Source organism: Neisseria sp. LACPHL-SPEC-2024-00856, from assembly GCF_047915665.1.
In the GTDB taxonomy this organism is placed as follows: domain Bacteria; phylum Pseudomonadota; class Gammaproteobacteria; order Burkholderiales; family Neisseriaceae; genus Neisseria; species Neisseria polysaccharea.
This window is the reverse complement of record NZ_JBLRPR010000002.1, coordinates 230,155-251,524: the sequence shown is the minus strand read 5'-3', so window position 1 is coordinate 251,524 and position 21,370 is coordinate 230,155. Positions and strand designations below refer to the sequence as shown.

Here is a 21,370-nt window from a genome sequence, read left to right as displayed (position 1 = left end):
AATACGGTTTCCGTATAATTGGGGTCAGTTTTCCTCTAGAGAGGCGGCGGCATCTGCTGTGTCAAACCAGCTTCCGACAGTTCGGTTGGTCTCGTCAATACCTTGTTTTTTCAGGCTGGAAAACAGCTGTACGCTGATGTTTTGCCTGTCGGAATAAGGTTTGAGCAGTTTTTTGACTTGGGACAGGGTTTTTATCTGTTCGTTTTTGGATAATTTGTCGGCTTTTGACAGAAGGATGTGAACCGGTCTGCCGGTCGTGTGGAAAAAGTCCAGCATACGAATGTCGAGTTCTTTTAGAGGATGGCGGGCATCCATAATCAGAATCAGACCGATAAGCTGTTTGCGCTGTTGCAGATAGTCGCCGAGCAGCTTGACCCAATGTGCGCGTACTGCTTCGGGGACTTGGGCATAACCGTAGCCGGGCAAATCGACCATAAAATTGCCGTTCTGCAGCTCAAAAAAGTTGATATGCTGCGTCCGTCCCGGTGTTTTTGAAACGTAGGCAAGACGGACATGGTTGGTCAGGGTATTGATGGCGCTGGATTTTCCGGCATTGCTCCTGCCGACAAAGGCAATTTCGAGCGGTGTGTCCGGCAGGTCTTTGAGATGGTTTACCGTCGTGAAGAATTTGGCGTTTTGAAAAATGTTCATGGGCATATCCTTGTTTTTCCGCCGCCGTTTGTCCGACAGCAAAAATATGCGGTTGGTTTTATGTGAAACACAGTAGTAATTTAATGTAAATTTAGTATAGAATATCACGTTTACAGAATCATCGGTTTTAATCGGGTCAAAAATCCCGTATTTGAATATAAAAAGAGCATTGTTGCGTTATCCAATGCTGTAATCAGGAGCACTCCATGAAACGATTGACTTTATTGGCCTTTGTTTTGGCTGCCGGTGCGGTTTCCGCATCTCCCAAAGCAGACGTGGAAAAAGGCAAACAGGTTGCCGCAACGGTTTGTGCGGCTTGCCATGCAGCAGACGGTAACAGCGGCATTGCGATGTATCCGCGTTTGGCGGCACAGCATACTGCTTACATCTATCATCAAACTATCGGTATCCGCGACGGCAAACGCACCCACGGTTCGGCAGCTGTGATGAAGCCGATGGTAATGAATTTGAGCGATCAGGATATTTTGAATGTATCCGCATTCTATGCCAAACAGCAGCCCAAGTCCGGCGAAGCCAATCCTAAGGAAAATCCCGAATTGGGCGCGAAAATCTATCGCGGCGGTTTGAGCGATAAAAAATTACCGGCGTGTATGTCCTGCCACGGTCCGAGCGGTGCGGGTATGCCGGGAGGCGGAAGCGAAATTCAGGCTTATCCGCGTTTGGGCGGTCAGCATCAGGCATATATTGTTGAACAGATGAATGCCTACAAGTCCGGTCAGCGCAAAAATACCATTATGGAGGATATTGCAAACCGTATGTCTGAAGAAGATTTGAAAGCGGTTGCCAACTTTATTCAAGGTTTGCGTTAATTCCGCAATAGTCTGTTTTAGAGGCCGTCTGAAAAGTTTTCAGACGGCTTCAGACAATTTTGCGATAAGTTTTTTCAATCGCAACCGTTGGAATCGATGCAGGCTGTCTTCATTGTCTTGAAATAAAAAGCATCAAGACAGTAGAATCGGGGCGTTGTTTTCTGTTTGCCCAATTCTGCTTTCCCATATTCCTGATGGCGGAATAAACACACAATGAGTAAATCCCGTATATCTTCCCCACTTCTTTCCCGTCCGTGGTTCGCTTTTTTCAGCTCCATGCGCTTTGCGGTCGCCTTGCTCAGTCTGCTGGGTATTGCATCGGTTATCGGCACGGTGTTGCAGCAAAACCAGCCGCAGACGGATTATCTGGTCAAATTCGGATCGTTTTGGGCGCAGATTTTTGGTTTTCTGGGACTGTATGATGTCTATGCTTCGGCATGGTTCGTTGTCATTATGCTCTTTTTGGTCATCTCGACCAGTTTGTGCCTGATTCGCAATGTGCCGCCGTTCTGGCGCGAAATGAAGTCTTTTCGGGAAAAGGTTAAAGAAAAATCTCTGGCGGCAATGCGCCACTCTTCGCTGTTGGATGTAAAAATTACCTCCGAAGTTGCCAAACGTTATTTGGAGGTGCAGGGTTTTCAGGGAAAAACCATTAACCGTGAAGACGGTTCGGTTTTGATTGCCGCCAAAAAAGGCACGATGAACAAATGGGGCTATATCTTTGCCCATGTTGCTTTGATTGTCATTTGCCTGGGCGGGCTGATAGACAGTAACCTGCTGTTGAAACTGGGTATGCTGACCGGTCGGATTGTTCCAGACAATCAGGCGGTTTATGCCAAGGATTTCAAGCCCGAAAGTATTTTGGGTGCGTCCAATCTCTCATTTAGGGGCAACGTCAATATTTCCGAGGGGCAAAGTGCGGATGTGGTTTTCCTTAATGCCGACAACGGGATGTTGGTTCAGGACTTGCCTTTTGAAGTCAAACTGAAAAAATTCCATATCGATTTTTACAATACGGGTATGCCGCGCGATTTTGCCAGTGATATTGAAGTAACGGACAAGGCAACCGGTGAGAAACTCGAGCGCACCATCCGCGTGAACCATCCTTTGACCTTGCACGGTATCACGATTTATCAGGCGAGTTTTGCCGACGGCGGTTCGGATTTGACATTCAAGGCGTGGAATTTGGGTGATGCTTCGCGCGAACCTGCCGTGTTGAAGGCAACCTCCATGCGCCAGTTTCCATTAGAAATCGGCAAACACAAATATCGTCTTGAGTTCGATCAGTTTACCTCTATGAACGTGGAGGATATGAGCGAGAGTGCGGAACAGGAAAAAAGCCTGAAATCCACGCTGAACGATGTCCGTGCCGTCTCTCAGGAAGGTAAAAAATACACCAATATCGGTCCTTCCATTGTTTACCGCATTCGTGATGCGGCAGGGCAGGCGGTCGAATATAAAAACTATATGCTGCCGGTTTTGCAGGAACAGGATTATTTTTGGATTACCGGCACGCGCAGCGGTTTGCAACAGCAATACCGTTGGCTGCGTATTCCTTTGGACAAACAAGGGAAAGCGGACACTTTCATGGCATTGCGCGAGTTTTTGAAAGATGGGGAAGGGCGCAAACGCCTGATAGCCGATGCCACTAAAGATGCGCCTGCCGAAATCCGGGAACAGTTTATGCTGGCGGCGGAAAACACGCTGAATATCTTTGCACAAAAAGGCTATTTGGGATTGGATGAGTTTATTACAACCAATATTCCGAAAGAGCAGCAGGAGAAAATGCAGGGCTATTTCTACGAAATGCTTTACGGCGTGATGAACGCCGCTTTGGATGAAACCATCCGCCGGTACGGATTGCCCGAATGGCGGCAGGATGAGGCGCGAAACCGCTTCCTGCTGCACAGTATGGATGCCTATACGGGCTTGACCGAATATCCCGCCCCGATGCTGCTCCAACTGGACGGGTTTTCCGAGGTGCGTTCTTCCGGTTTGCAGATGACCCGCTCGCCGGGCGCACTTTTGGTCTATCTCGGCTCGGTGCTGTTGGTTTTGGGTACGGTATTTATGTTTTATATACGCGAAAAGCGGGCGTGGCTGCTGTTTTCAGACGGAAAAATCCGTTTTGCCATGTCTTCGGCCCGCAGCGAACGGGATTTGCAGAAGGAATTTCCAAAACATGTCGAGAGTCTGCAACGGCTCGGCAAGGACTTGAATCATGACTGAACACTATAAAACCCTTCCGGAACACGAGCTGCTGATTCAGAAATCTTTGATCCGCAATCTGAATCTTTGGGATTGGGTGTTTGCCGTGCTGGTTTTTGCGGCTGCGGTTTTCGTACAGACCTTATCCGGTGTCCGTATGGATATGTATGAAACGGTTATCTTATGGGCAAGTGCCGGTATTGCCGTGTTTTTGGGCTGGTTTTTCAAACCTGTACGCTGGTTTGTGCCGCTGTGCATATTGCTTGCTTATGCTGCCGTCGGTCTGTACGGGGGCAACATCAAATCGGCAGAAGGCTTTTTGCTGCGGTATTTCCTCAGCAGCCAGTCGGCGATTATGTGGCAGTGTGCATTCGTCTTCTTCGCCCTGTTTGCCTATATTGCCGGCGCGGTTTTGGCAAGCGTGAAAAATGTGCCGGGCAATACGCTTTTGGGTATGGGAACCGTGTTTGCATGGGTGTCTGCCGTAGCAGGCTTTACCGGTCTGCTGGTGCGCTGGCACGAAAGCTATCTGCTCCGTCCGGATGCGGGGCATATTCCGGTTTCCAACCTGTATGAAGTCTTCATCCTGTTTCTGGTGATTACTGCGCTGATGTATCTGTATTACGAGGGTAAATTTGCCGTGCAAAAATTGGGCGGTTTCGTATTCAGTTTTATGGCGGTCGTTGTCGGCTTTGTGTTGTGGTACAGCGTTTCACGCGAGGCGCATACCATCCAGCCGCTGATTCCGGCATTGCAATCTTGGTGGATGAAGATACACGTTCCGGCAAACTTTATCGGTTACGGCGCGTTCTGCATTTCCGCGATGCTCGGTATTGCCGAACTGGTTTCCCTGCGTGCGGAAGAGAAGGGCGGGAAATCGTGGCTGCCGCCGTCGGTATTGATTGACGAGGTGATGTATAAGGCGATTGCCGTCGGCTTTTTGTTCTTTACCATTGCCACCATTTTAGGCGCGTTGTGGGCGGCGGACGCGTGGGGACGCTATTGGAGTTGGGACCCGAAAGAGACGTGGGCGTTCATCGTTTGGCTCAATTACGCTATTTGGCTGCACTTGCGGCTGGTTGCCGGTTGGCGCGGCAAAGTGCTGGCGTGGTGGGCGATTATCGGTTTGTTCGTAACCGCCTTTGCCTTTATCGGGGTCAATATGTTCTTGAGCGGCTTGCATTCTTACGGAACGCTTTGATACGGTGCGGCGATGCCGTCTGAAGGGCTTCAGACGGCATTTCCCGCTTTGGGCGCGCTGGTTTTTCAATTTTCGGACGGTATCGGATTATGTTGGTATTAGGAATCGAATCTTCTTGCGACGAAACCGGCGTCGCGCTTTACGATACGGAACGCGGATTGCGGGCGCACTGCCTGCACACTCAAATGGCAATGCACGCCGAATACGGCGGGGTCGTGCCGGAATTGGCGAGCCGCGACCATATCCGCCGCCTTGTTCCGTTGACTGAACGCTGTTTGGCGCAGGCGGGCGCATCGTATGGCGACATTGACGCGGTTGCCTTTACGCAGGGCCCCGGTTTGGGCGGTGCGCTGCTGGCGGGTTCGGGCTACGCCAACGCATTGGCTTTGGCGTTGGACAAGCCTGTTATTCCCGTCCATCATTTGGAAGGGCATTTGCTTTCGCCGCTGTTGGCGGATGAACAACCCGACTTTCCTTTTGTCGCGCTGTTGGTTTCGGGCGGGCATACGCAGATTATGGCGGTCAGGGGCATAGGCGACTACGAGCTTTTGGGCGAGAGCGTCGATGATGCGGCGGGCGAGGCATTCGACAAAACGGCGAAACTGCTGGGCTTGCCGTATCCGGGCGGTGCGAAACTGTCGGAACTTGCGGAATCGGGCAGGCCCGAGGCGTTTGTTTTTCCGCGCCCGATGATTCATTCCGACGATTTGCAGATGAGTTTTTCAGGTTTGAAAACCGCCGTATTGACCGCCGTCGAGAAAGTGCGCGCGGAAAACGGGGCGGATGACATTCCTGAGCAGACACGCAACGACATCTGCCGTGCGTTTCAAGATGCGGTGGTAGATGTGTTGGTGGCAAAAGTGAAAAAAGCCCTGTTGCAGACAGGGTTCAGAACAGTAGTGGTCGCCGGCGGGGTCGGTGCAAACCGCAAACTCCGCGAAACTTTCGGCAACATGATGGTGCAAATCCCGACCCCCAAAGGCAAGCCGAAACATCCGTCCGAAAAAGTCAGCGTGTTTTTCCCGCCGATGGCATACTGCACGGACAACGGTGCCATGATTGCCTTTGCCGGTGCGATGCATTTGAAAACGGGCAGGGAGGCCGGCGCATTCAATGTACGCCCGCGTTGGTCGTTGTCCGAAATCGTCAAATGACAAAATGCCGTCTGAAATGGTGCAGACGGCATTTTTATTTTCGTTACGGTGCTTTATAGCGGTTGTACATAAACAGATACTGCGTCGGAAAACGGCGTATCCAATATTCGGCATTGCGGTTGAACACGGCGGCATCGTGGGCTTTGTCGCCGTTCAATTCCCCTTGGACGGGGCGGATGTGCAAATCGAAGCCCTGTCCGTCGGGCAGGCGTTCGCAGCAGAAAAACAGCGTGTTCACGCCTTTGACGTGTGCCAATTTTGCCGCCAGCGTCATGGTATAGGCAGGTTTGCCGAAGAAATCCACCCATACGCCTTCCCCGCCTTCTTGAGGGGAGGGGACGTGGTCGGGCAGGACGATGGTTGCTTCGCCCGAACGTAGGGCTTTGATGATTTGTTTGACCCCTTGTATGCTGGTAGGCGCGGTTTTTCCTTTGCCGCGAACCCTGCCTGCTTGCATCACTTTGTCTATTGCTTTAATTTTCGGCGGTTTATACATGGCGGTTAAGGGGAATGGCAGCCGTTGGCTGATGTAGCGTCCGCCCAAATCGTAGCTGCCGATGTGCGGCGTGATGAACAGCAGCCCTTCGCCCTTGTCCAAAGCCTGCTGCACGTGTTCCCAGCCGTGTACCGACTTGAACATTGTTTCTATGTCTTCCGGTTTTTTGAAAAATGCGAGGGCAAGTTCCAAACCGCCTTTTGCCGTTTCCGCAAAAACGGCTTTGACTGTTTTTGGGTCGGGATTCATGCCTGCCTGACGCATATTGGCAATAATGCGCGCGCGGTCTTCCTTTAAAAGGTAAAACGCCAGATGCCCGAGGAAAACGCCCAGTTTGTGCAGTGAGGGCAGGGGCAGCAGGGAAAGGGATTTGAGCAGGGCGGTCAACAGGATGTGCATGGCGGTTCGCAAAGGGGGAAACAGCCCGAATTGTAAACGAAACATGCCGTCTGAAAAAGGGAAGTATTGCGGCGGCAGGGCTTTTCTGCTAACATCGCCCGCTTGCATCAAGAGTTGGAAATTCCATGCCAACCTGCTTTTCAAAAGGAAAAGTAAGGTGGACGGTTGAAAAGCCGATGTGGCCGCAAAGGCAATCCAAACCCGCTTGATGCGGGAATTTTTTTGCCTGTGCGAAACGTACGGGCAGAGATTCCAAAGTGCCGTTCAAATGGGAATATTTCTCAACCGGATGACACGAATAGGGAAATTTTGCTATATTTCCCGCTTTCGACATTATGTTCATACAACATGCCGTCTGAAGAAGATGGTTTGTTTTTCAAGGAAAATTTCAATGAGCGAATATCTGTTTACTTCCGAATCGGTATCCGAAGGCCATCCGGACAAAGTAGCCGACCAAGTGTCCGATGCGATTTTAGATGCCATTTTGGCGCAAGACCCCAAAGCGCGTGTCGCCGCAGAAACCTTGGTCAACACAGGCTTGTGCGTATTGGCGGGCGAAATCACCACCACCGCCCAAGTGGACTACATCAAAGTCGCACGCGAAACCATCAAACGCATCGGCTACAATTCCTCCGAGCTGGGCTTTGATGCCAACGGCTGCGCGGTCGGTGTGTACTACGACCAACAATCTCCGGACATCGCCCAAGGTGTGAACGAAGGCGAAGGCATCGACCTGAACCAAGGCGCGGGCGACCAAGGTTTGATGTTCGGCTATGCCTGCGACGAAACCCCGACCCTGATGCCGTTTGCCATCTATTACAGCCACCGCCTGATGCAGCGTCAAAGCGAATTGCGCAAAGACGGCCGCCTGCCTTGGCTGCGCCCTGATGCCAAAGCCCAACTGACCGTGGTTTACGACAGCGAAACCGGTAAGGTAAAACGCATCGATACTGTCGTCCTCTCTACCCAGCACGATCCGTCTATCGGTTACGAAGAGCTGAAAAACGCCGTCATCGAACAGATTATCAAGCCTGTTTTGCCGTCTGAACTGCTGACTGCCGAAACCAAATACCTGATCAACCCGACCGGCCGCTTCGTCATCGGCGGTCCGCAAGGCGACTGCGGTCTGACCGGACGTAAAATCATCGTCGATACCTACGGCGGCGCGGCTCCGCACGGCGGCGGCGCGTTCTCCGGCAAAGACCCGTCCAAAGTAGACCGTTCTGCCGCCTACGCCTGCCGTTATGTTGCGAAAAACATCGTTGCAGCAGGTTTGGCGACCCAATGTCAGATTCAGGTTTCCTACGCCATCGGCGTTGCCGAACCGACTTCGATTTCCATCGATACCTTCGGCACAGGCAAAATCAGCGAAGAAAAACTGATTGCCTTAGTTCGCGAACATTTCGACCTGCGCCCCAAAGGCATCGTCCAAATGCTCGACCTCTTGCGCCCGATTTACGGAAAATCCGCCGCTTACGGACATTTCGGACGCGAAGAACCTGAGTTCACTTGGGAACGCACCGACAAAGCTGCTGCATTGAAAGCAGCCGCGGGGCTGTAATTTGGTCTGAATAAAGAAATGCCGTCTGAAACCGAACCGCCTCCGGAGGCGGTTTGTGTTTCAGACGGCATTTTTGCAGCCTTTTGCAGCCTTAATGTTGCGTTACAATCGGAATTCTCGGTTCGTAGAGCAGGTCATAGGTCGGCTTGTTGAGCAGGTCTTGGAGCGTGAAACCGTCCAGATACGTGAAAAACGACTTCATCGCGCCGCCGAGTATGCCTGTCAAACGGCAGGATGGTGTAATCAGGCATTCGTTGTTCTCGCCCATGCACTCGACCAGCTGCATCGGTTCGAGGTGGCGGACAACCGAGCCGATGTTGATGCGGTCGGGCGGTGCGGCAAGCCGCAGGCCGCCGCCTTTTCCGCGCACACTGTGGAGGAAGCCGCCTTTGACCAGCGCGGTAACGACCTTCATCAGATGGCTTTTGGAAATGCCGTAGGTTACGGCGATGGTACTGATGTTGACCAGCGCATCGTCGTTGATGGCAGTGTAGATAAGGACGCGCAGCCCGTAGTCCGTATGTTGTGTCAAATACATGATTTTCTCGGTATGGATCGTTATTCTTATCGGTACGGTTTAAGTTTCACGGAAAATACCTTAATGGTTGAAACCCTGTCCGTCGGGGCGGTAGAATGCAGCCTGTCTGCGGCGGTATGCCGTCTGAAACATCCGCGCTACTGTTTGATAATTTGTTATTGTAACCTAAATTTATGAAACCGTTGAAACGACATTCCGCCCTTGTCGGGCTTTCGCGCGAACACCACCACTCGCTTTCCCTGTGCGTGCGTCTGTTGCGGACGCCCGGGGCAGAGCATCGTGCCGAACTCGAACCGCATTTTTCCGAATTGGAAACCCATTTTCGCGAAGAAGAAGCCAAGTTTGCCCCAATTTGGCAGAATGTCGCCCCCGAATTGAAACAACGTTTCGAGAAAGACCACGCCCGACTGCGGCAGATGATGGCAAGCCCCGAATACGGTAACGCGGCGTGGAATACCGCTTTTGCCACAACCCTGCGCGACCACGCGCGCTTTGAAGAACGCGAGCTGTTTCCCGCCGCCGAACCGTTTTTGCCGGCATGATTCCGTTTTGCGGCAAATATATTAATGATAAACAAGGAACACACATGAAATTTACCAAGCACCCCGTCTGGGCAATGGCGTTCCGCCCATTTTATTCGCTGGCGGCTCTGTACGGCGCATTGTCCGTATTGCTGTGGGGTTTCGGCTACACGGGAACGCACGAGCTGTCCGGTTTCTATTGGCACGCGCATGAGATGATTTGGGGTTATGCCGGACTGGTCGTCATCGCCTTCCTGCTGACCGCCGTCGCCACTTGGACGGGGCAGCCGCCCACGCGGGGCGGCGTTCTAGTCGGGTTGACCGCCTTTTGGTTGGCTGCGCGGATTGCCGTCTTTATCCCGGGTTGGGGTGCGGCGGCAAGCGGCATACTCGGTACGCTGTTTTTCTGGTATGGCGCGGTGTGCATGGCTTTGCCCGTCATCCGTTCACAGAACCAACGCAACTATGTCGCCGTATTCGCAATATTTGTGCTGGGCGGCACGCATGCGGCGTTTCACGTCCAGCTTCACAACGGTAATTTTGAGGGGCTGTTGGGCGGTTTGCAGTCGGGGCTGATTATGGTGTCGGGCTTTATCGGCCTGATTGGGATGAGGATTATTTCGTTTTTTACGTCCAAACGTTTGAACGTGCCGCAGATTCCCAGTCCGAAATGGGTTGCGCAGGCTTCGCTGTGGTTGCCCATGCTGACTGCCATGCTGATGGCGCACGGTGTGTTGGCTTGGCTGTCTGCCGTTTTTGCCTTTGCGGCAGGCGTGATCTTTACCGTGCAGGTGTACCGTTGGTGGTATAAGCCCGTGTTGAAAGAGCCGATGCTGTGGATTCTGTTTGCCGGTTATCTGTTTACCGGATTGGGGCTGATTGCGGTCGGCGCGTCTTATTTCAAACCTGCCTTCCTCAATTTGGGCGTGCACCTAATCGGCGTGGGCGGTATCGGCGTGTTGACTTTGGGCATGATGGCGCGTACCGCGCTCGGTCATACGGGCAATCCCATTTATCCGCCGCCTAAATCCGTTCCGGTCGCATTTTGGCTGATGATGGCGGCAACTGCCGTCCGCATGGTTGCCGTATTTTCTTCCGGTACCGCCTATACGCACAGCATACGCACATCTTCGGTTTTGTTTGCCCTTGCGCTTTTGCTGTATGCGTGGAAGTATATTCCTTGGCTGATACGTCCGCGTTCCGACGGCAGGCCCGGTTGAGTAAAACCGCCGCAGATTCCCGGTCTGCGGCGGTTTCGGTTTGGGCGCGATGCCGTCTGAACATCAATTCTCATCAGACCAGCTGTCGCGCGTGGCTTTGGCTTCTTCAAAATAGCGGTACAGGGAGGGGCGGTCCCGGTTAAGCAGGATGGTTTCCAAAGTGTCCAACTGCCTGCCCAAGCCCCGAATCAGCTCCAACAGGTTGTCCCTGTTGGCAAGGCAGATGTCCGCCCACACGGCAGGGTGGCTGGAGGCGGTGCGGGTAAAGTCCTGAAAGCCCGTGGCGGCAAATTTCAGATACGCCTTTCCGTCGGGGTGGTCGAAAAGCTGGTGGACATAGGCGAAGGCGGCAAGGTGGGGCATATGGGAGACGGCGGCAAAAACCGCATCGTGTTTTTGCGCGTCCATCGTATAAATTTCGGCCCCGACGGCGCGCCATAGGTTTTCTATCAATGAGATGCCGTCTGAATCTTCGCCGCCGTGTGGTGTGATGATGAGTTTTCTATTTTGGAACAGGTCGTACTGCGCCGAATTTGCCCCGCTTCTGTCGGAACCGGCAATCGGGTGGGCGGCAATACAGCGGTGAATGCTGTCGGGCAGGCAGCGTCGGAAAGCCTCGATAACGGAGATTTTGGTGCTGCCGACATCGGAAATCCAAGCATGGGCGGGTAAAACGGGTGCAAGCGCGGTTAAGATGCCGGAGACGGAGGCAACGGGCGTGGCGATAACAATCAAATCCGCATCGGCGATGCTGTTTTTATCGATGACGGCGGAAGCCCGGTCAATCACGCCGCGTTCTAGCGCACGTTGCAGGTTGTCGCGGTCGGTGTCGATGCCGGTAACGGTACGGACGAGTCCTTGTTTCTTGAGGTCTAGGACGAACGAACCGCCGATCAGCCCGACGCCGACGAGGACGATATGGTTCAAAATGTGCATTTGTGTAAAAGACTTTCGCAAAGTACCGTCATGGTAGCTTATCGGCGGAATATCCCGCAAGATGGGTGGGTAAAGGAGGAAAAGTGGACAAAATCAGAGTTGCCGCCGTGCAGATGGTGTCGGGCGTGTCGCCGGAAACCAACGTCGCCGCCATGAAACGCCTGGTCGCACGGGCGGCGGAGCAGGGTGCGGATTGGGTGCTGCTGCCCGAATATTGGGTGCTGATGAGCGCAAACGATACCGACAAACTTGCGCTTGCCGAGCCTTTGGGCGGCGGACGCTTTCAGACGGCATTGAGCGAAACGGCGAAAGCGTGCGGCGTGGTACTGTTTGGCGGAACCGTGCCGCTGCAAAGCAGCGAGGCGGACAAGGTGATGAATACGCTGTTGGTGTACGGACGGGACGGCGTAAGAACGGGTCTGTATCACAAAATGCACCTCTTCGGTTTTTCCGGTTTGGGCGAACGCTATGCCGAAGCCGATACCATCAGCGCAGGGCGGGAAGTGCCGCACTTGTCGGCAGAAGGCGTGCCGGTGGCGGCAGGTATTTGTTACGATGTCCGCTTTCCCGAATTTTTCCGCCGCCAGCTGCCGTTTGACGTATTGATGCTTCCGGCGGCATTTACCCATACGACGGGCAAGGCGCATTGGGAGTTGCTGCTGCGCGCGCGTGCGGTGGAGAACCAATGTTATGTTGTCGCGGCGGCGCAGGGCGGATTGCACGAAAACGGCAGGCGCACATTCGGACACAGTATGATTGTCGATCCGTGGGGCGACGTATTGGACGTATTGCCCGAAGGCGAAGGCATCGTTACGGCAGACATCGATGCCAACCGCCTGAACAGCGTCCGCAACCGGCTGCCAGCCCTGAAACACCGGGTTTTGGATGCCGTCTGAACGCGGCAGGCGGTTTGTTCCGCCGCCCTGTTCCTTACCGCCCGAACCGCCCGCCGTCTGCGGCGGTAGAATCCGAACGGCTGCGGAAGCCGCCGCTTTCCGCCTGTTGCCTGATGTGCCGTCCCGCGTGCCGAGACAGCCGCACAAACAATTTTTAATCTGGATACTTTAAATGTTTTACCAAATCCTTGCCCTGATTATCTGGAGCAGCTCGTTTATTGCCGCCAAATATGTCTATGGCGGCATCGATCCCGCATTGATGGTCGGCGTGCGCCTGCTAATTGCCGCGCTGCCTGCACTGCCCGCCTGCCGCCGGCATATCGGCAAGATTCCGCGTGAGGAATGGAAGCCGTTGCTGATTGTGTCGTTCGTCAACTATGTGCTGACCCTGCTGTTTCAGTTTGTCGGGTTGAAATACACTTCCGCCGCCAGCGCATCGGTCATTGTCGGACTCGAGCCACTGCTGATGGTGTTTGTCGGACACTTTTTCTTCAACGACAAAGCGCGTGCCTACCACTGGATATGCGGCGCGGCGGCATTTGCCGGTGTCGCGCTGCTGATGGCGGGCGGTGCGGAAGAGGGCGGCGAAGTCGGCTGGTTCGGCTGCCTGCTGGTGTTGTTGGCGGGCGCGGGCTTTTGTGCCGCTATGCGTCCGACGCAAAGGCTGATTGCACGCATCGGCGTACCGGCATTCACATCTGTTTCCATTGCCGCCGCATCGTTGATGTGCCTGCCGTTTTCGCTTGCTTTGGCGCAAAGTTATACCGTGGACTGGAGCGTCGGGATGGTATTGTCGCTGCTGTATTTGGGTTTGGGGTGCGGCTGGTACGCCTATTGGCTGTGGAACAAGGGGATGAGCCGTGTTCCTGCCAATGTTTCCGGGCTGTTGATTTCGCTCGAACCCGTCGTCGGCGTGCTGTTGGCGGTTTTGATTTTGGGCGAATATTTGTCGCCCGTATCCGCCTTGGGCGTGTTTGTCGTCATCGCCGCCACGCTTGCCGCCGCCCGGCTGTCGCATCAAAAATAAAGTTGGGAGGCGGTGTTTGATGGTTGCCGGATAGGCGGAAATCTTTGCGCCGTCATTCCCGCGCAGGCGGGAATCCGGTTTTTTGAGTTTCGGTTATTTCCGACAAATTGCCGCAGCGTCGGATGCCCGGATTCCCGCCTGCGCGGGAATGACGAGAAAAGTAATGCGCCCCTTTGATGGGGTGCAATATATAAGGTTTTGGGTTTCTGTTTTTTGGGAATGATGGGATTTTAGGTTTCTGTTTTCGCGGGAATGACGATTTAGAAGTTGCCTGAAATTCAAAAAAACGAAGCTTAAAAAACGGATTCCCATTTTTTGCGGGAATGACGGGATTTCAGGCATTTGTTTTTGATTTTTGCAGAAACGGAAAACCGCCGCAATGGCGGCGGTCGGCTTGCCGGCGGATGCCGGTTTCGGGGATTAGAATTTCACACGGACACCGGCGGTATATTCGTGATCCCAAACTTTAGCATTTTCAAACTTGCCCAAATAATTGAAGCGGTAGCCCAAATCCAAAGTTACGTTGGGTGCGACTTCAAAGCCGACACCGCCCAATGCGCCGACGCTTACTTTGGTTTTTTTATAGTCTTCGGCTTTCAAACGGTTCAGACCCAAACGCGCGCCGACATAAGGTTTGACGATGGAATTGGTATTGAAGTCTTTGATGACGGCAACGCCTGCGCCTTGGAGTGTGGCGGTGACATCATCATTTTTGTCGCGGATGCGGTAGTAATCTGCGGCAATACGCATATCGCCGGTATCATAACCGACAGAAACGCGAGGGATAAAATCGCTGCCTCTAAGTGTTTCACCATCGGCGTGAATGGAGACAGAGGCAACGCCCACGTCACCTTGTACATAAACACCCGGTTGGCTGTCGGCGGCAAATGCGGCAGCGGGGAGGGCAAGCACGGTTAATGCAGTAAGGAGTTTTTTCATTTTTTGATTCCTAAAAATGTTCAAAAGTTTTTGAATATCGGAATCCGTTAGGGAATCCGTTAGGGAATCCGTTAGGGAATCCGTTAGGGAATCCGTTAGGGAATCCGTTAGGGAATCCGTTAGGGAATCCGTTAGGGAATCCGTTAGGGAATCCGTTAGGGAATCCGTTAGGGAATCCCGTTCCATTATACAATATTTTTCAAATTTTTGCCCGCCTTCGGCCTTTTATCGTTCCGACTTTTCCGGTGTTGTCCGTGGCTTTTGTTGCCGCCTGTTTGTGCCGGTGTGCTAAAATTTTCCGTTTCCGCGTATTGTGTTTTCCGCCGCCGGGCGGTTTGTTTGCGAATCGGACGAGAATTTATGCCTTCTGCCCATTATCCTGAGATGAATGAAAAACTGATGGCGGTCCTGATGGCGATGCTGGTCGCGCTGATGCCGTTTTCCATCGATGCCTACCTGCCGGCGATTCCCGAAATGGCGCAATCGCTGGGTGCGGATGTCCACCGTATCGAACAGAGCCTGAGTGTGTTTATGTTCGGCACGGCGTTCGGACAGGTGGTCGGCGGTTCGGTGTCCGACATCAAAGGGCGCAAACCCGTCGCGCTGACCGGATTGGCCGTCTACTGCCTTGCCGTTGCCGCCATCGTATTTGCCTCAAGTGCCGAACAGCTCCTCAACCTGCGCGTCGTGCAGGCATTCGGCGCGGGTATGACCGTCGTCATCGTCGGCGCAATGGTGCGCGATTATTATTCCGGACGCAAAGCCGCGCAGATGTTTGCCCTTATCGGCATCATTCTGATGGTTGTGCCGCTGGTCGCACCTATGACCGGCGCGGTATTGCAGAGTTTGGGCGGCTGGCAGGCGATTTTCGTTTTTTTGGCGGCTTATTCGCTGGTGTTGTTCGGTTTGGTGCAGTATTTCCTGCCCAAGCCCGCCGCCGGCGGCAAAATCAGACGGGACGTGTTCGGACTGGCGGCGGGGCGGTTTAAGCGCGTATTGAAAACCCGCGCCGCTATGGGTTATCTGTTTTTCCAAGCATTCAGCTTCGGCTCGATGTTTGCTTTTTTGACCGAATCGTCCTTCGTGTACCGGCAGCTTTACCGCGTTACGCCGCACCAATACGCTTGGGCGTTCGCACTCAACATCATCACGATGATGTCGTTCAACCGCATTACCGCGTGGCGGCTCAAAACCGGCGCGCATCCGCAAAGCATCCTGCTGTGGGGGATTGTCGTCCAGTTTGCCGCCAACCTGTCCCAATTCGCCGCCGTGCTGTTTTTCGGGCTGCCGCCGTTTTGGCTGCTGGTTGCGTGCGTGATGTTTTCCGTCGGCACGCAGGGTCTGGTCGGTGCGAACACGCAGGCGTGCTTTATGTCTTATTTTAAGGAGGAGGGCGGCAGTGCAAATGCCGTGTTGGGCGTGTTCCAATCCTTAATCGGCGCGGGGGTGGGTATGGCGGCGACCTTCTTGCACGACGGTTCGGCAACTGTGATGGCGGCAACCATGACCGCGTCCACCTCTTGCGGCATCGCACTTCTGTGGCTCTGCTCGCACAAGGCGTGGAAGGAAAACGGACAAAGCGAATACCTTTAACGGAAAATGCCGTCTGAAACCGCTTCAGACGGCATTTGATGTTAGAATGCACGGCAAACTACCGTTCAGGCGAAATTATGTCCCAAACTATCGACGAACTCCTCCTTCCTCACCGCAACGCCATCGACAGCATCGATGCGGAAATCCTGCGCCTGCTCAACGAACGCGCGCAACACGCGCACGCCATCGGCGAACTGAAAGGCACGGGCGCGGTGTACCGCCCGGAGCGCGAGGTTGCCGTGTTGCGCCGCATTCAGGATTTGAACAAAGGCCCGCTGCCCGACGAATCCGTCGCCCGCCTGTTCAGGGAGGTGATGAGCGAGTGCCTCGCCGTCGAACGCCCGCTGACCATCGCCTATCTGGGGCCGCAGGGCACGTTTACCCAGCAGGCGGCAATCAAGCATTTCGGACACGCCGCACGCACGATGGCGTGTCCGACCATAGACGACTGCTTCAAACAGGTTGAAACGCGTCAGGCGGATTATCTGGTCGCCCCCGTGGAAAACTCGACCGAAGGCTCGGTCGGCCGCACGTTGGATCTGCTTGCCGTTACCGCGTTGCAGGCCTGCGGCGAAGTTGTCTTACGCATCCACCACAACCTGTTGCGTAAAAACAGCAGCAGTACCGAAGGCATCACCAAAGTATTTGCGCACGCGCAGGCGTTGGCGCAGTGCAACGACTGGCTGGGCAGATACCTGCCCAACGCCGAGCGTGTCGCCGTATCGAGCAATGCCGAAGCCGCGCGGCTGGTTGCCGAATCGGAAGACGGTACGGTTGCCGCCATCGCCGGGCGTACTGCGGCGGAAATCTACGGACTTGATATGGTTGCCGGGTGTATCGAAGACGAGCCGAACAACACCACGCGCTTCCTGGTTATGGGTCATCATGAAACCGGTGCCGGCGGCAGCGACAAAACCTCGCTGGCCGTTTCCGCGCCCAACCGGGCAGGCGCGGTTGCCTCGCTGCTGCAGCCTTTGACCGAATCGGGCATTTCTATGACCAAATTTGAAAGCCGCCCGAGCAAATCCGTTTTGTGGGAATACCTGTTCTTTATCGATATCGAGGGACACCGGACGGATGACAAGGTTCGGACGGCATTAAAACAGTTGGGCGGGCGCGCATCGTTCGTCAAAATCATCGGTTCGTATCCGGCCGCCGTTTTGTAGCGGCGGCAGCGTTCAGACGGCATTTCAGGCATTATGTCCGAACACCGAGTCAATCACGAACCCGTTTTTATGCTGGCATCTTCGCCTTGGCGCGAAAGCAGCCTGCGGGTTGAAGCGTTCAGCCGCCGTTACGGGCGTGTGGCTTTGCTGGCGCGGAGCGCGCGCAAACGGCAGAGCGAGCTGCGCGGCGTATTGGTGCCGTTCGTCCCCGTCAGCGTGTCGTGGTACGGCAGTCAGGAACTCAAAACCCTTCACCGCGCCGAATGGGTCGGCGGTTGGCGGCAGCCTCAGGGCAGGGCGTTGTTTGGCGGATTGTATGTGAACGAGCTGGTTTTGAAACTGACCGCGCGCGAAGATCCCATGCCTGAGTTATACGATGCATTGGCTGAAGTGATGAAGGCAGTCTGCTGCGAGGCAGACCATGTTGCCGATTTGCGCCGCTTCGAGTGGAAGCTGCTGACGGCCTTAGGCGTCGCCCCCGATTTGCATACGGACGGAGAGGGCAGGGAAATCCAGTCATCCGCCAGATACTGTATCAGACCGGAAGAAGCAGTCATGCCCGTAGGCAGGGAATGTGTTTTGCCGTCTGAAACCGTCATTATTGCCGACGGACAGAGTCTGATTGATTTGCAGACGGGCAGTTTCGGCAGTGCGCAAAGCCTTCAGGATGCCCTGAAAATCACACGGCTGCTGACAGGCAGCCTGCTTCCTGAAGGGGTGAAGTCGAGGCAGGTGTTGGAACAGATACGGCAGTTTGACCGTCGTGCAACATAGGTGCCGACGCAGCGTACCGGTATGCTGCAAAATAAAAAACCGAAGAGGAAAGGAAACATCATGCTTTTAGGTGTCAACATCGATCACATCGCCACCGTCCGCAATGCCCGCGGCACGACCTATCCCAGCCCTGTGGAAGCGGCATTGGTCGCGGAAACGCACGGTGCGGATTTGATTACCATGCACCTGCGCGAAGACCGCCGCCACATCAAAGACGCGGATGTGTTTGCCGTTAAAAACGCCATCCGCACACGCCTGAACCTTGAAATGGCACTGACCGAAGAAATGTTGGAAAACGCACTCAAAGTCATGCCCGAAGACGTGTGCATCGTGCCTGAAAAACGTCAGGAAATCACGACAGAAGGCGGTTTGGACGTATTGGCGCAACAAGAAAAAATCGCCGCATTCACCAAAATCCTGACCGATGCAGGCATCCGCGTTTCGCTCTTTATCGATGCCGACAACGAGCAAATCCAAGCCGCCCATGATGTCGGTGCACCCGTTATCGAGCTGCACACCGGCGCATACGCCGACGCGCGCAGCCACGCCGAACAACTCAAGCAATTCGAGCGTCTGCAAAACGGCGCGCATTTTGCCGGCGATTTGGGCTTGGTCGTCAACGCCGGACACGGACTGACCATACATAACGTTACCCCCATCGCCCAAATCCTCGCCATCCGCGAACTGAACATCGGGCATTCGCTGATTGCCCAAGCCCTCTTCCTCGGACTGCCCGAAGCCGTGCGCCAAATGAAGGAGGCGATGTTCAGGGCAAGGCTGCTGCCGTAAGGGCAGGCAAACCCTTTCAGACAGCATTTCACGACAGGGATATGTTATAGTGGATTAAATTTAAATCAGGACAAGGCGGCGAAGCCGCAGACAGTACAAATAGTACGGCAAGGCAAGCCAACGCCGTACTGGTTTAAATTTAATTCACTATATGAATCAAAAGTATATTTTATCTGCAAACAATAATAGTTTGATAGAAGAAATTCACAATACAGTACAGAGTATTGGGTATTGTATTGTTCGAGGTCTTAATCTAAACCATCTTGATGGCAGCCGGAGAAACAAGAAATTATTTGACTTTCTATCTCAATTAGGAATGCTGACAAACCACAAAGGCGATGGTTTTAAATCTATATTTTGGGATATTAAATATTGAGGCGATGATTATGTAATATAGTGGATTAACAAAAATCAGGACAAGGCGACGAAGCCGCAGACAGTACAAATAGTACGGAACCGATTCACTTGGTGCTTCAGCACATTAGAGAATCGTTCTCTTTGAGCTAAGGCGAGGCAACGCCGTACTGGTTTTTGTTAATCCACTATAAATAATGATATAACTTTCTCGGAAGATGTTGGAGAATGTCCACTTCATAGTGATTCATCTTTTAGTGAAAACCCGGAAAGTTATTTGGTTATGTATGTAGTAAAATCAGCCAATGATGGAGGTAATTCCCTATTTTTAAGTTCATCAGATATTGTCAATCAGTTATCTAAAACAGAAACCGGTAAAAAACACTTAAAAACATTAACAGGCAATTTATATCCATTTAAAACACCAGCATCATTTGATAAAAAACAAGGTGTGAGATGGGGTAATATCTTATCGGTCAATACTCAAATGATTAGATTTAGAAGTGATTGTATCTATAAAGGTATTGAAGAAAATAGAAATAAAGTATCAGAGGAAATGGTATTTGCACTTGATTATCTTGTAAAGATTATAAAAAATGCGAGTGATATTCAAGAATTTTCTGCACAAGATGATGATTTAATTATTATTGATAATGTCAATGGTTTGCATGCCAGGACTGATTATACGGATAAAAACAGACATTATATTAGAGCAAGAATTACTGTATAAAGGACGGTTATGCAAGAAATAATGCAATCTATCGTTTTTGTTGCTGCCGCAATACTGCACGGAATTACAGGTATGGGATTTCCGATGCTCGGTACAACCGCATTGGCTTTTATAATGCCATTGTCTAAGGTTGTTGCCTTGGTAGCAGTACCGAGCCTGTTAATGAGCTTGTTGGTTCTATGCAGCAATAACAAAAAGGGTTTTTGGCAAGAGATTGTTTATTATTTAAAAACCTATAAATTGCTTGCTATCGGCAGCGTCGTTGGCAGCATTTTGGGGGTGAAGTTGCTTTTGATACTTCCAGTGTCTTGGCTGCTTTTACTGATGGCAATCATTACATTGTATTATTCTGTCAATGGTATTTTAAATGTATGTGCAAAAGCAAAAAATATTCAAGTAGTTGCCAATAATAAGAATATGGTTCTTTTTGGTTTTTTGGCAGGCATCATCGGCGGTTCAACCAATGCCATGTCTCCCATATTGTTAATATTTTTGCTTAGCGAAACAGAGAATAAAAATCGTATCGCAAAATCAAGCAATCTATGCTATCTTTTGGCGAAAATTGTTCAAATATATATGCTAAGAGACCAGTATTGGTTATTAAATAAGAGTGAATACGGTTTAATATTTTTACTGTCCGTATTGTCTGTTATTGGATTGTATGTTGGAATTCGGTTAAGGACTAAGATTAGCCCAAATTTTTTTAAAATGTTAATTTTTATTGTTTTATTGGTATTGGCTCTGAAAATCGGGTATTCAGGTTTAATCAAACTTTAATTCATTATTAAATGCCTTAACTCCTTATTAAATAATTGGCACGATGTTTTAGAATTTCAAATGCAAAAGGTTACAATGAAAATTGTTACCGACAAAACCCCAAAAGTGGATATTCACGCCATTTTAACGCCCCAAGAAATTGACGGCATTCATCATCACATTCATCACTACCCGCAACCAAGGGCGAAGGAGCGCAAATATGATTTACGGCATCGGCACAGACATCGTTTCCCTCAAGCGCATCATCCGCTTAAACAAAAAATTCGGACAGGCGTTTGCCGGGCGCATCCTCACTCCGGAAGAGCTGCTTGAATTTCCGCAAGCGGGCAAACCCGTCAACTACCTCGCCAAACGCTTTGCCGCCAAAGAAGCCTTCGCCAAAGCCGTCGGCACGGGCATACGCGGCGCGGTTTCCTTCCGCAACATCGGCATCGGGCATGACGCATTGGGCAAGCCCGAATTTTTCTACGGCCCCGCCCTGTCCAAATGGCTGGAGGAACAAGGCATCAGCCGCGTCAGCCTCAGCATGAGCGACGAAGAAGACACCGTATTGGCATTTGTCGTTGCCGAAAAATAATGCCGTCTGAAATGCGGCAAACCCGTTGACGGC

21 protein-coding genes, 3 pseudogenes and 1 riboswitch are annotated in these 21,370 nt (G+C 52.4%); of the genes and pseudogenes, 19 read left to right on the top strand and 5 right to left on the bottom strand.

What is annotated here, in order from left to right:
* Positions 1-24 precede the first annotated feature (24 nt).
* Positions 25-651: a ribosome biogenesis GTP-binding protein YihA/YsxC gene (gene yihA / locus ACNAU7_RS03365; RefSeq protein WP_416300683.1), complete on the bottom strand. Its 627-nt coding sequence runs from the start codon at positions 649-651 to the stop codon at positions 25-27.
* A 206-nt stretch (positions 652-857) separates the two neighbouring features.
* Here yihA and ACNAU7_RS03360 point away from each other — a divergent pair, with 206 nt between their 5' ends.
* The 4 genes from ACNAU7_RS03360 (at position 858) to tsaD (ending at position 6,044) form a co-directional block, all read left to right on the top strand.
* Positions 858-1,481: a c-type cytochrome gene (locus tag ACNAU7_RS03360; protein ID WP_003750259.1), complete on the top strand. Its 624-nt coding sequence runs from the start codon at positions 858-860 to the stop codon at positions 1,479-1,481.
* Between the two features lie 276 nt (positions 1,482-1,757).
* A complete protein-coding gene (locus ACNAU7_RS03355; RefSeq protein WP_416300808.1) occupies positions 1,758-3,710 on the top strand; it encodes a cytochrome c biogenesis protein ResB in 1,953 nt (650 codons plus the stop codon).
* Positions 3,703-4,890 carry a c-type cytochrome biogenesis protein CcsB gene (ccsB, locus tag ACNAU7_RS03350; RefSeq protein WP_416300680.1) on the top strand — a complete coding sequence of 396 codons (1,188 nt, stop codon included), beginning with the start codon at positions 3,703-3,705 and terminating at the stop codon, positions 4,888-4,890. Before ACNAU7_RS03355 ends, ccsB begins: the two co-directional genes overlap by 8 nt.
* 89 nt (positions 4,891-4,979) lie before the next feature.
* The gene (gene tsaD / locus ACNAU7_RS03345) at positions 4,980-6,044 is read left to right on the top strand and encodes a tRNA (adenosine(37)-N6)-threonylcarbamoyltransferase complex transferase subunit TsaD (protein ID WP_416300678.1); all 1,065 of its coding nucleotides are present in this window, start codon (positions 4,980-4,982) and stop codon (positions 6,042-6,044) included.
* Positions 6,045-6,087: 43 nt separating this feature from the next.
* On the opposite strand, the gene ACNAU7_RS03340 is transcribed toward tsaD, so the two are convergent.
* Positions 6,088-6,984, bottom strand: coding sequence for a lysophospholipid acyltransferase family protein (locus ACNAU7_RS03340; protein WP_416300676.1), 897 nt, complete (start codon positions 6,982-6,984; stop codon positions 6,088-6,090).
* A 54-nt stretch (positions 6,985-7,038) separates the two neighbouring features.
* Positions 7,039-7,148, top strand: a riboswitch (SAM-I-IV-variant riboswitch).
* A 182-nt stretch (positions 7,149-7,330) separates the two neighbouring features.
* Here ACNAU7_RS03340 and metK point away from each other — a divergent pair.
* A complete protein-coding gene (metK, locus tag ACNAU7_RS03335) occupies positions 7,331-8,500 on the top strand; it encodes a methionine adenosyltransferase (protein WP_137426572.1) in 1,170 nt (389 codons plus the stop codon).
* A 91-nt stretch (positions 8,501-8,591) separates the two neighbouring features.
* On the opposite strand, the gene ACNAU7_RS03330 is transcribed toward metK, so the two are convergent.
* The gene (locus ACNAU7_RS03330) at positions 8,592-9,038 is read right to left on the bottom strand and encodes an Rrf2 family transcriptional regulator (RefSeq protein ID WP_025457981.1); all 447 of its coding nucleotides are present in this window, start codon (positions 9,036-9,038) and stop codon (positions 8,592-8,594) included.
* A gap of 173 nt (positions 9,039-9,211) precedes the next feature.
* Between ACNAU7_RS03330 and ACNAU7_RS03325 the strand changes: the two genes are divergently transcribed.
* Complete coding sequence (locus tag ACNAU7_RS03325) at positions 9,212-9,580, top strand: hemerythrin domain-containing protein (protein WP_416300673.1); 369 nt, start codon at positions 9,212-9,214, stop codon at positions 9,578-9,580.
* 44 nt (positions 9,581-9,624) lie between these two features.
* Positions 9,625-10,779 (top strand): NnrS family protein, encoded by a 1,155-nt coding sequence (locus ACNAU7_RS03320; RefSeq protein WP_416300671.1) that lies wholly within the window; start codon positions 9,625-9,627, stop codon positions 10,777-10,779.
* A gap of 63 nt (positions 10,780-10,842) precedes the next feature.
* Here the strand turns inward: ACNAU7_RS03320 and ACNAU7_RS03315 are convergent, their stop codons facing one another.
* A complete protein-coding gene (locus ACNAU7_RS03315) occupies positions 10,843-11,715 on the bottom strand; it encodes a prephenate dehydrogenase (RefSeq protein WP_416300669.1) in 873 nt (290 codons plus the stop codon).
* An 83-nt stretch (positions 11,716-11,798) separates the two neighbouring features.
* On the opposite strand from ACNAU7_RS03315, the gene ACNAU7_RS03310 reads away from it, so the two are divergent.
* Genes ACNAU7_RS03310 through ACNAU7_RS03300 form a run of 3 tightly spaced genes read left to right on the top strand, consistent with a single transcriptional unit; the run spans position 11,799 to position 13,638 of the window.
* On the top strand, positions 11,799-12,611 hold the full coding sequence (locus ACNAU7_RS03310) for a carbon-nitrogen hydrolase family protein (RefSeq protein ID WP_416300667.1): 813 nt from the start codon (positions 11,799-11,801) through the stop codon (positions 12,609-12,611).
* Entirely contained in the window at positions 12,601-12,783 is a 183-nt protein-coding gene (locus tag ACNAU7_RS03305; RefSeq protein WP_118996995.1) for a hypothetical protein, read from the top strand. The genes ACNAU7_RS03310 and ACNAU7_RS03305 overlap by 11 nt, the downstream gene beginning before the upstream one ends.
* Positions 12,784-13,638, top strand: a complete 855-nt coding sequence (locus ACNAU7_RS03300; RefSeq protein ID WP_416300664.1) for a DMT family transporter — start codon at positions 12,784-12,786, stop codon at positions 13,636-13,638.
* A 420-nt stretch (positions 13,639-14,058) separates the two neighbouring features.
* Here ACNAU7_RS03300 and ACNAU7_RS03295 read toward each other — a convergent pair whose 3' ends face one another.
* Positions 14,059-14,577: an opacity family porin gene (locus tag ACNAU7_RS03295; protein WP_101141708.1), complete on the bottom strand. Its 519-nt coding sequence runs from the start codon at positions 14,575-14,577 to the stop codon at positions 14,059-14,061.
* A 360-nt stretch (positions 14,578-14,937) separates the two neighbouring features.
* On the opposite strand from ACNAU7_RS03295, the gene ACNAU7_RS03290 reads away from it, so the two are divergent.
* From ACNAU7_RS03290 to acpS, 9 genes and pseudogenes are all read left to right on the top strand, one after another.
* Entirely contained in the window at positions 14,938-16,170 is a 1,233-nt protein-coding gene (locus tag ACNAU7_RS03290; protein ID WP_416300661.1) for a multidrug effflux MFS transporter, read from the top strand.
* 38 nt (positions 16,171-16,208) lie between these two features.
* Positions 16,209-17,336, top strand: a complete 1,128-nt coding sequence (pheA, locus tag ACNAU7_RS03285) for a prephenate dehydratase (RefSeq protein WP_416300659.1) — start codon at positions 16,209-16,211, stop codon at positions 17,334-17,336.
* A gap of 33 nt (positions 17,337-17,369) precedes the next feature.
* The gene (gene recO, locus ACNAU7_RS03280) at positions 17,370-18,110 is read left to right on the top strand and encodes a DNA repair protein RecO (RefSeq protein WP_416300657.1); all 741 of its coding nucleotides are present in this window, start codon (positions 17,370-17,372) and stop codon (positions 18,108-18,110) included.
* A 60-nt stretch (positions 18,111-18,170) separates the two neighbouring features.
* The gene (gene pdxJ / locus ACNAU7_RS03275) at positions 18,171-18,899 is read left to right on the top strand and encodes a pyridoxine 5'-phosphate synthase (protein ID WP_416300655.1); all 729 of its coding nucleotides are present in this window, start codon (positions 18,171-18,173) and stop codon (positions 18,897-18,899) included.
* Between the two features lie 42 nt (positions 18,900-18,941).
* Positions 18,942-19,052 (top strand): annotated as a pseudogene (locus ACNAU7_RS03270) (IS5/IS1182 family transposase); the annotation flags it as partial.
* A pseudogene (locus ACNAU7_RS03265) lies at positions 19,051-19,272 on the top strand (taurine catabolism dioxygenase TauD); the annotation flags it as partial. The pseudogenes ACNAU7_RS03270 and ACNAU7_RS03265, both read left to right, overlap by 2 nt.
* Positions 19,273-19,443: 171 nt before the next feature.
* A pseudogene (locus ACNAU7_RS03260) lies at positions 19,444-19,983 on the top strand (TauD/TfdA family dioxygenase); the annotation flags it as partial.
* A gap of 9 nt (positions 19,984-19,992) precedes the next feature.
* Positions 19,993-20,760 carry a sulfite exporter TauE/SafE family protein gene (locus tag ACNAU7_RS03255; protein ID WP_039638193.1) on the top strand — a complete coding sequence of 256 codons (768 nt, stop codon included), beginning with the start codon at positions 19,993-19,995 and terminating at the stop codon, positions 20,758-20,760.
* A gap of 199 nt (positions 20,761-20,959) precedes the next feature.
* On the top strand, positions 20,960-21,337 hold the full coding sequence (gene acpS / locus ACNAU7_RS03250) for a holo-ACP synthase (RefSeq protein WP_002212541.1): 378 nt from the start codon (positions 20,960-20,962) through the stop codon (positions 21,335-21,337).
* The last annotated feature ends 33 nt before the right edge of the window (positions 21,338-21,370 follow it).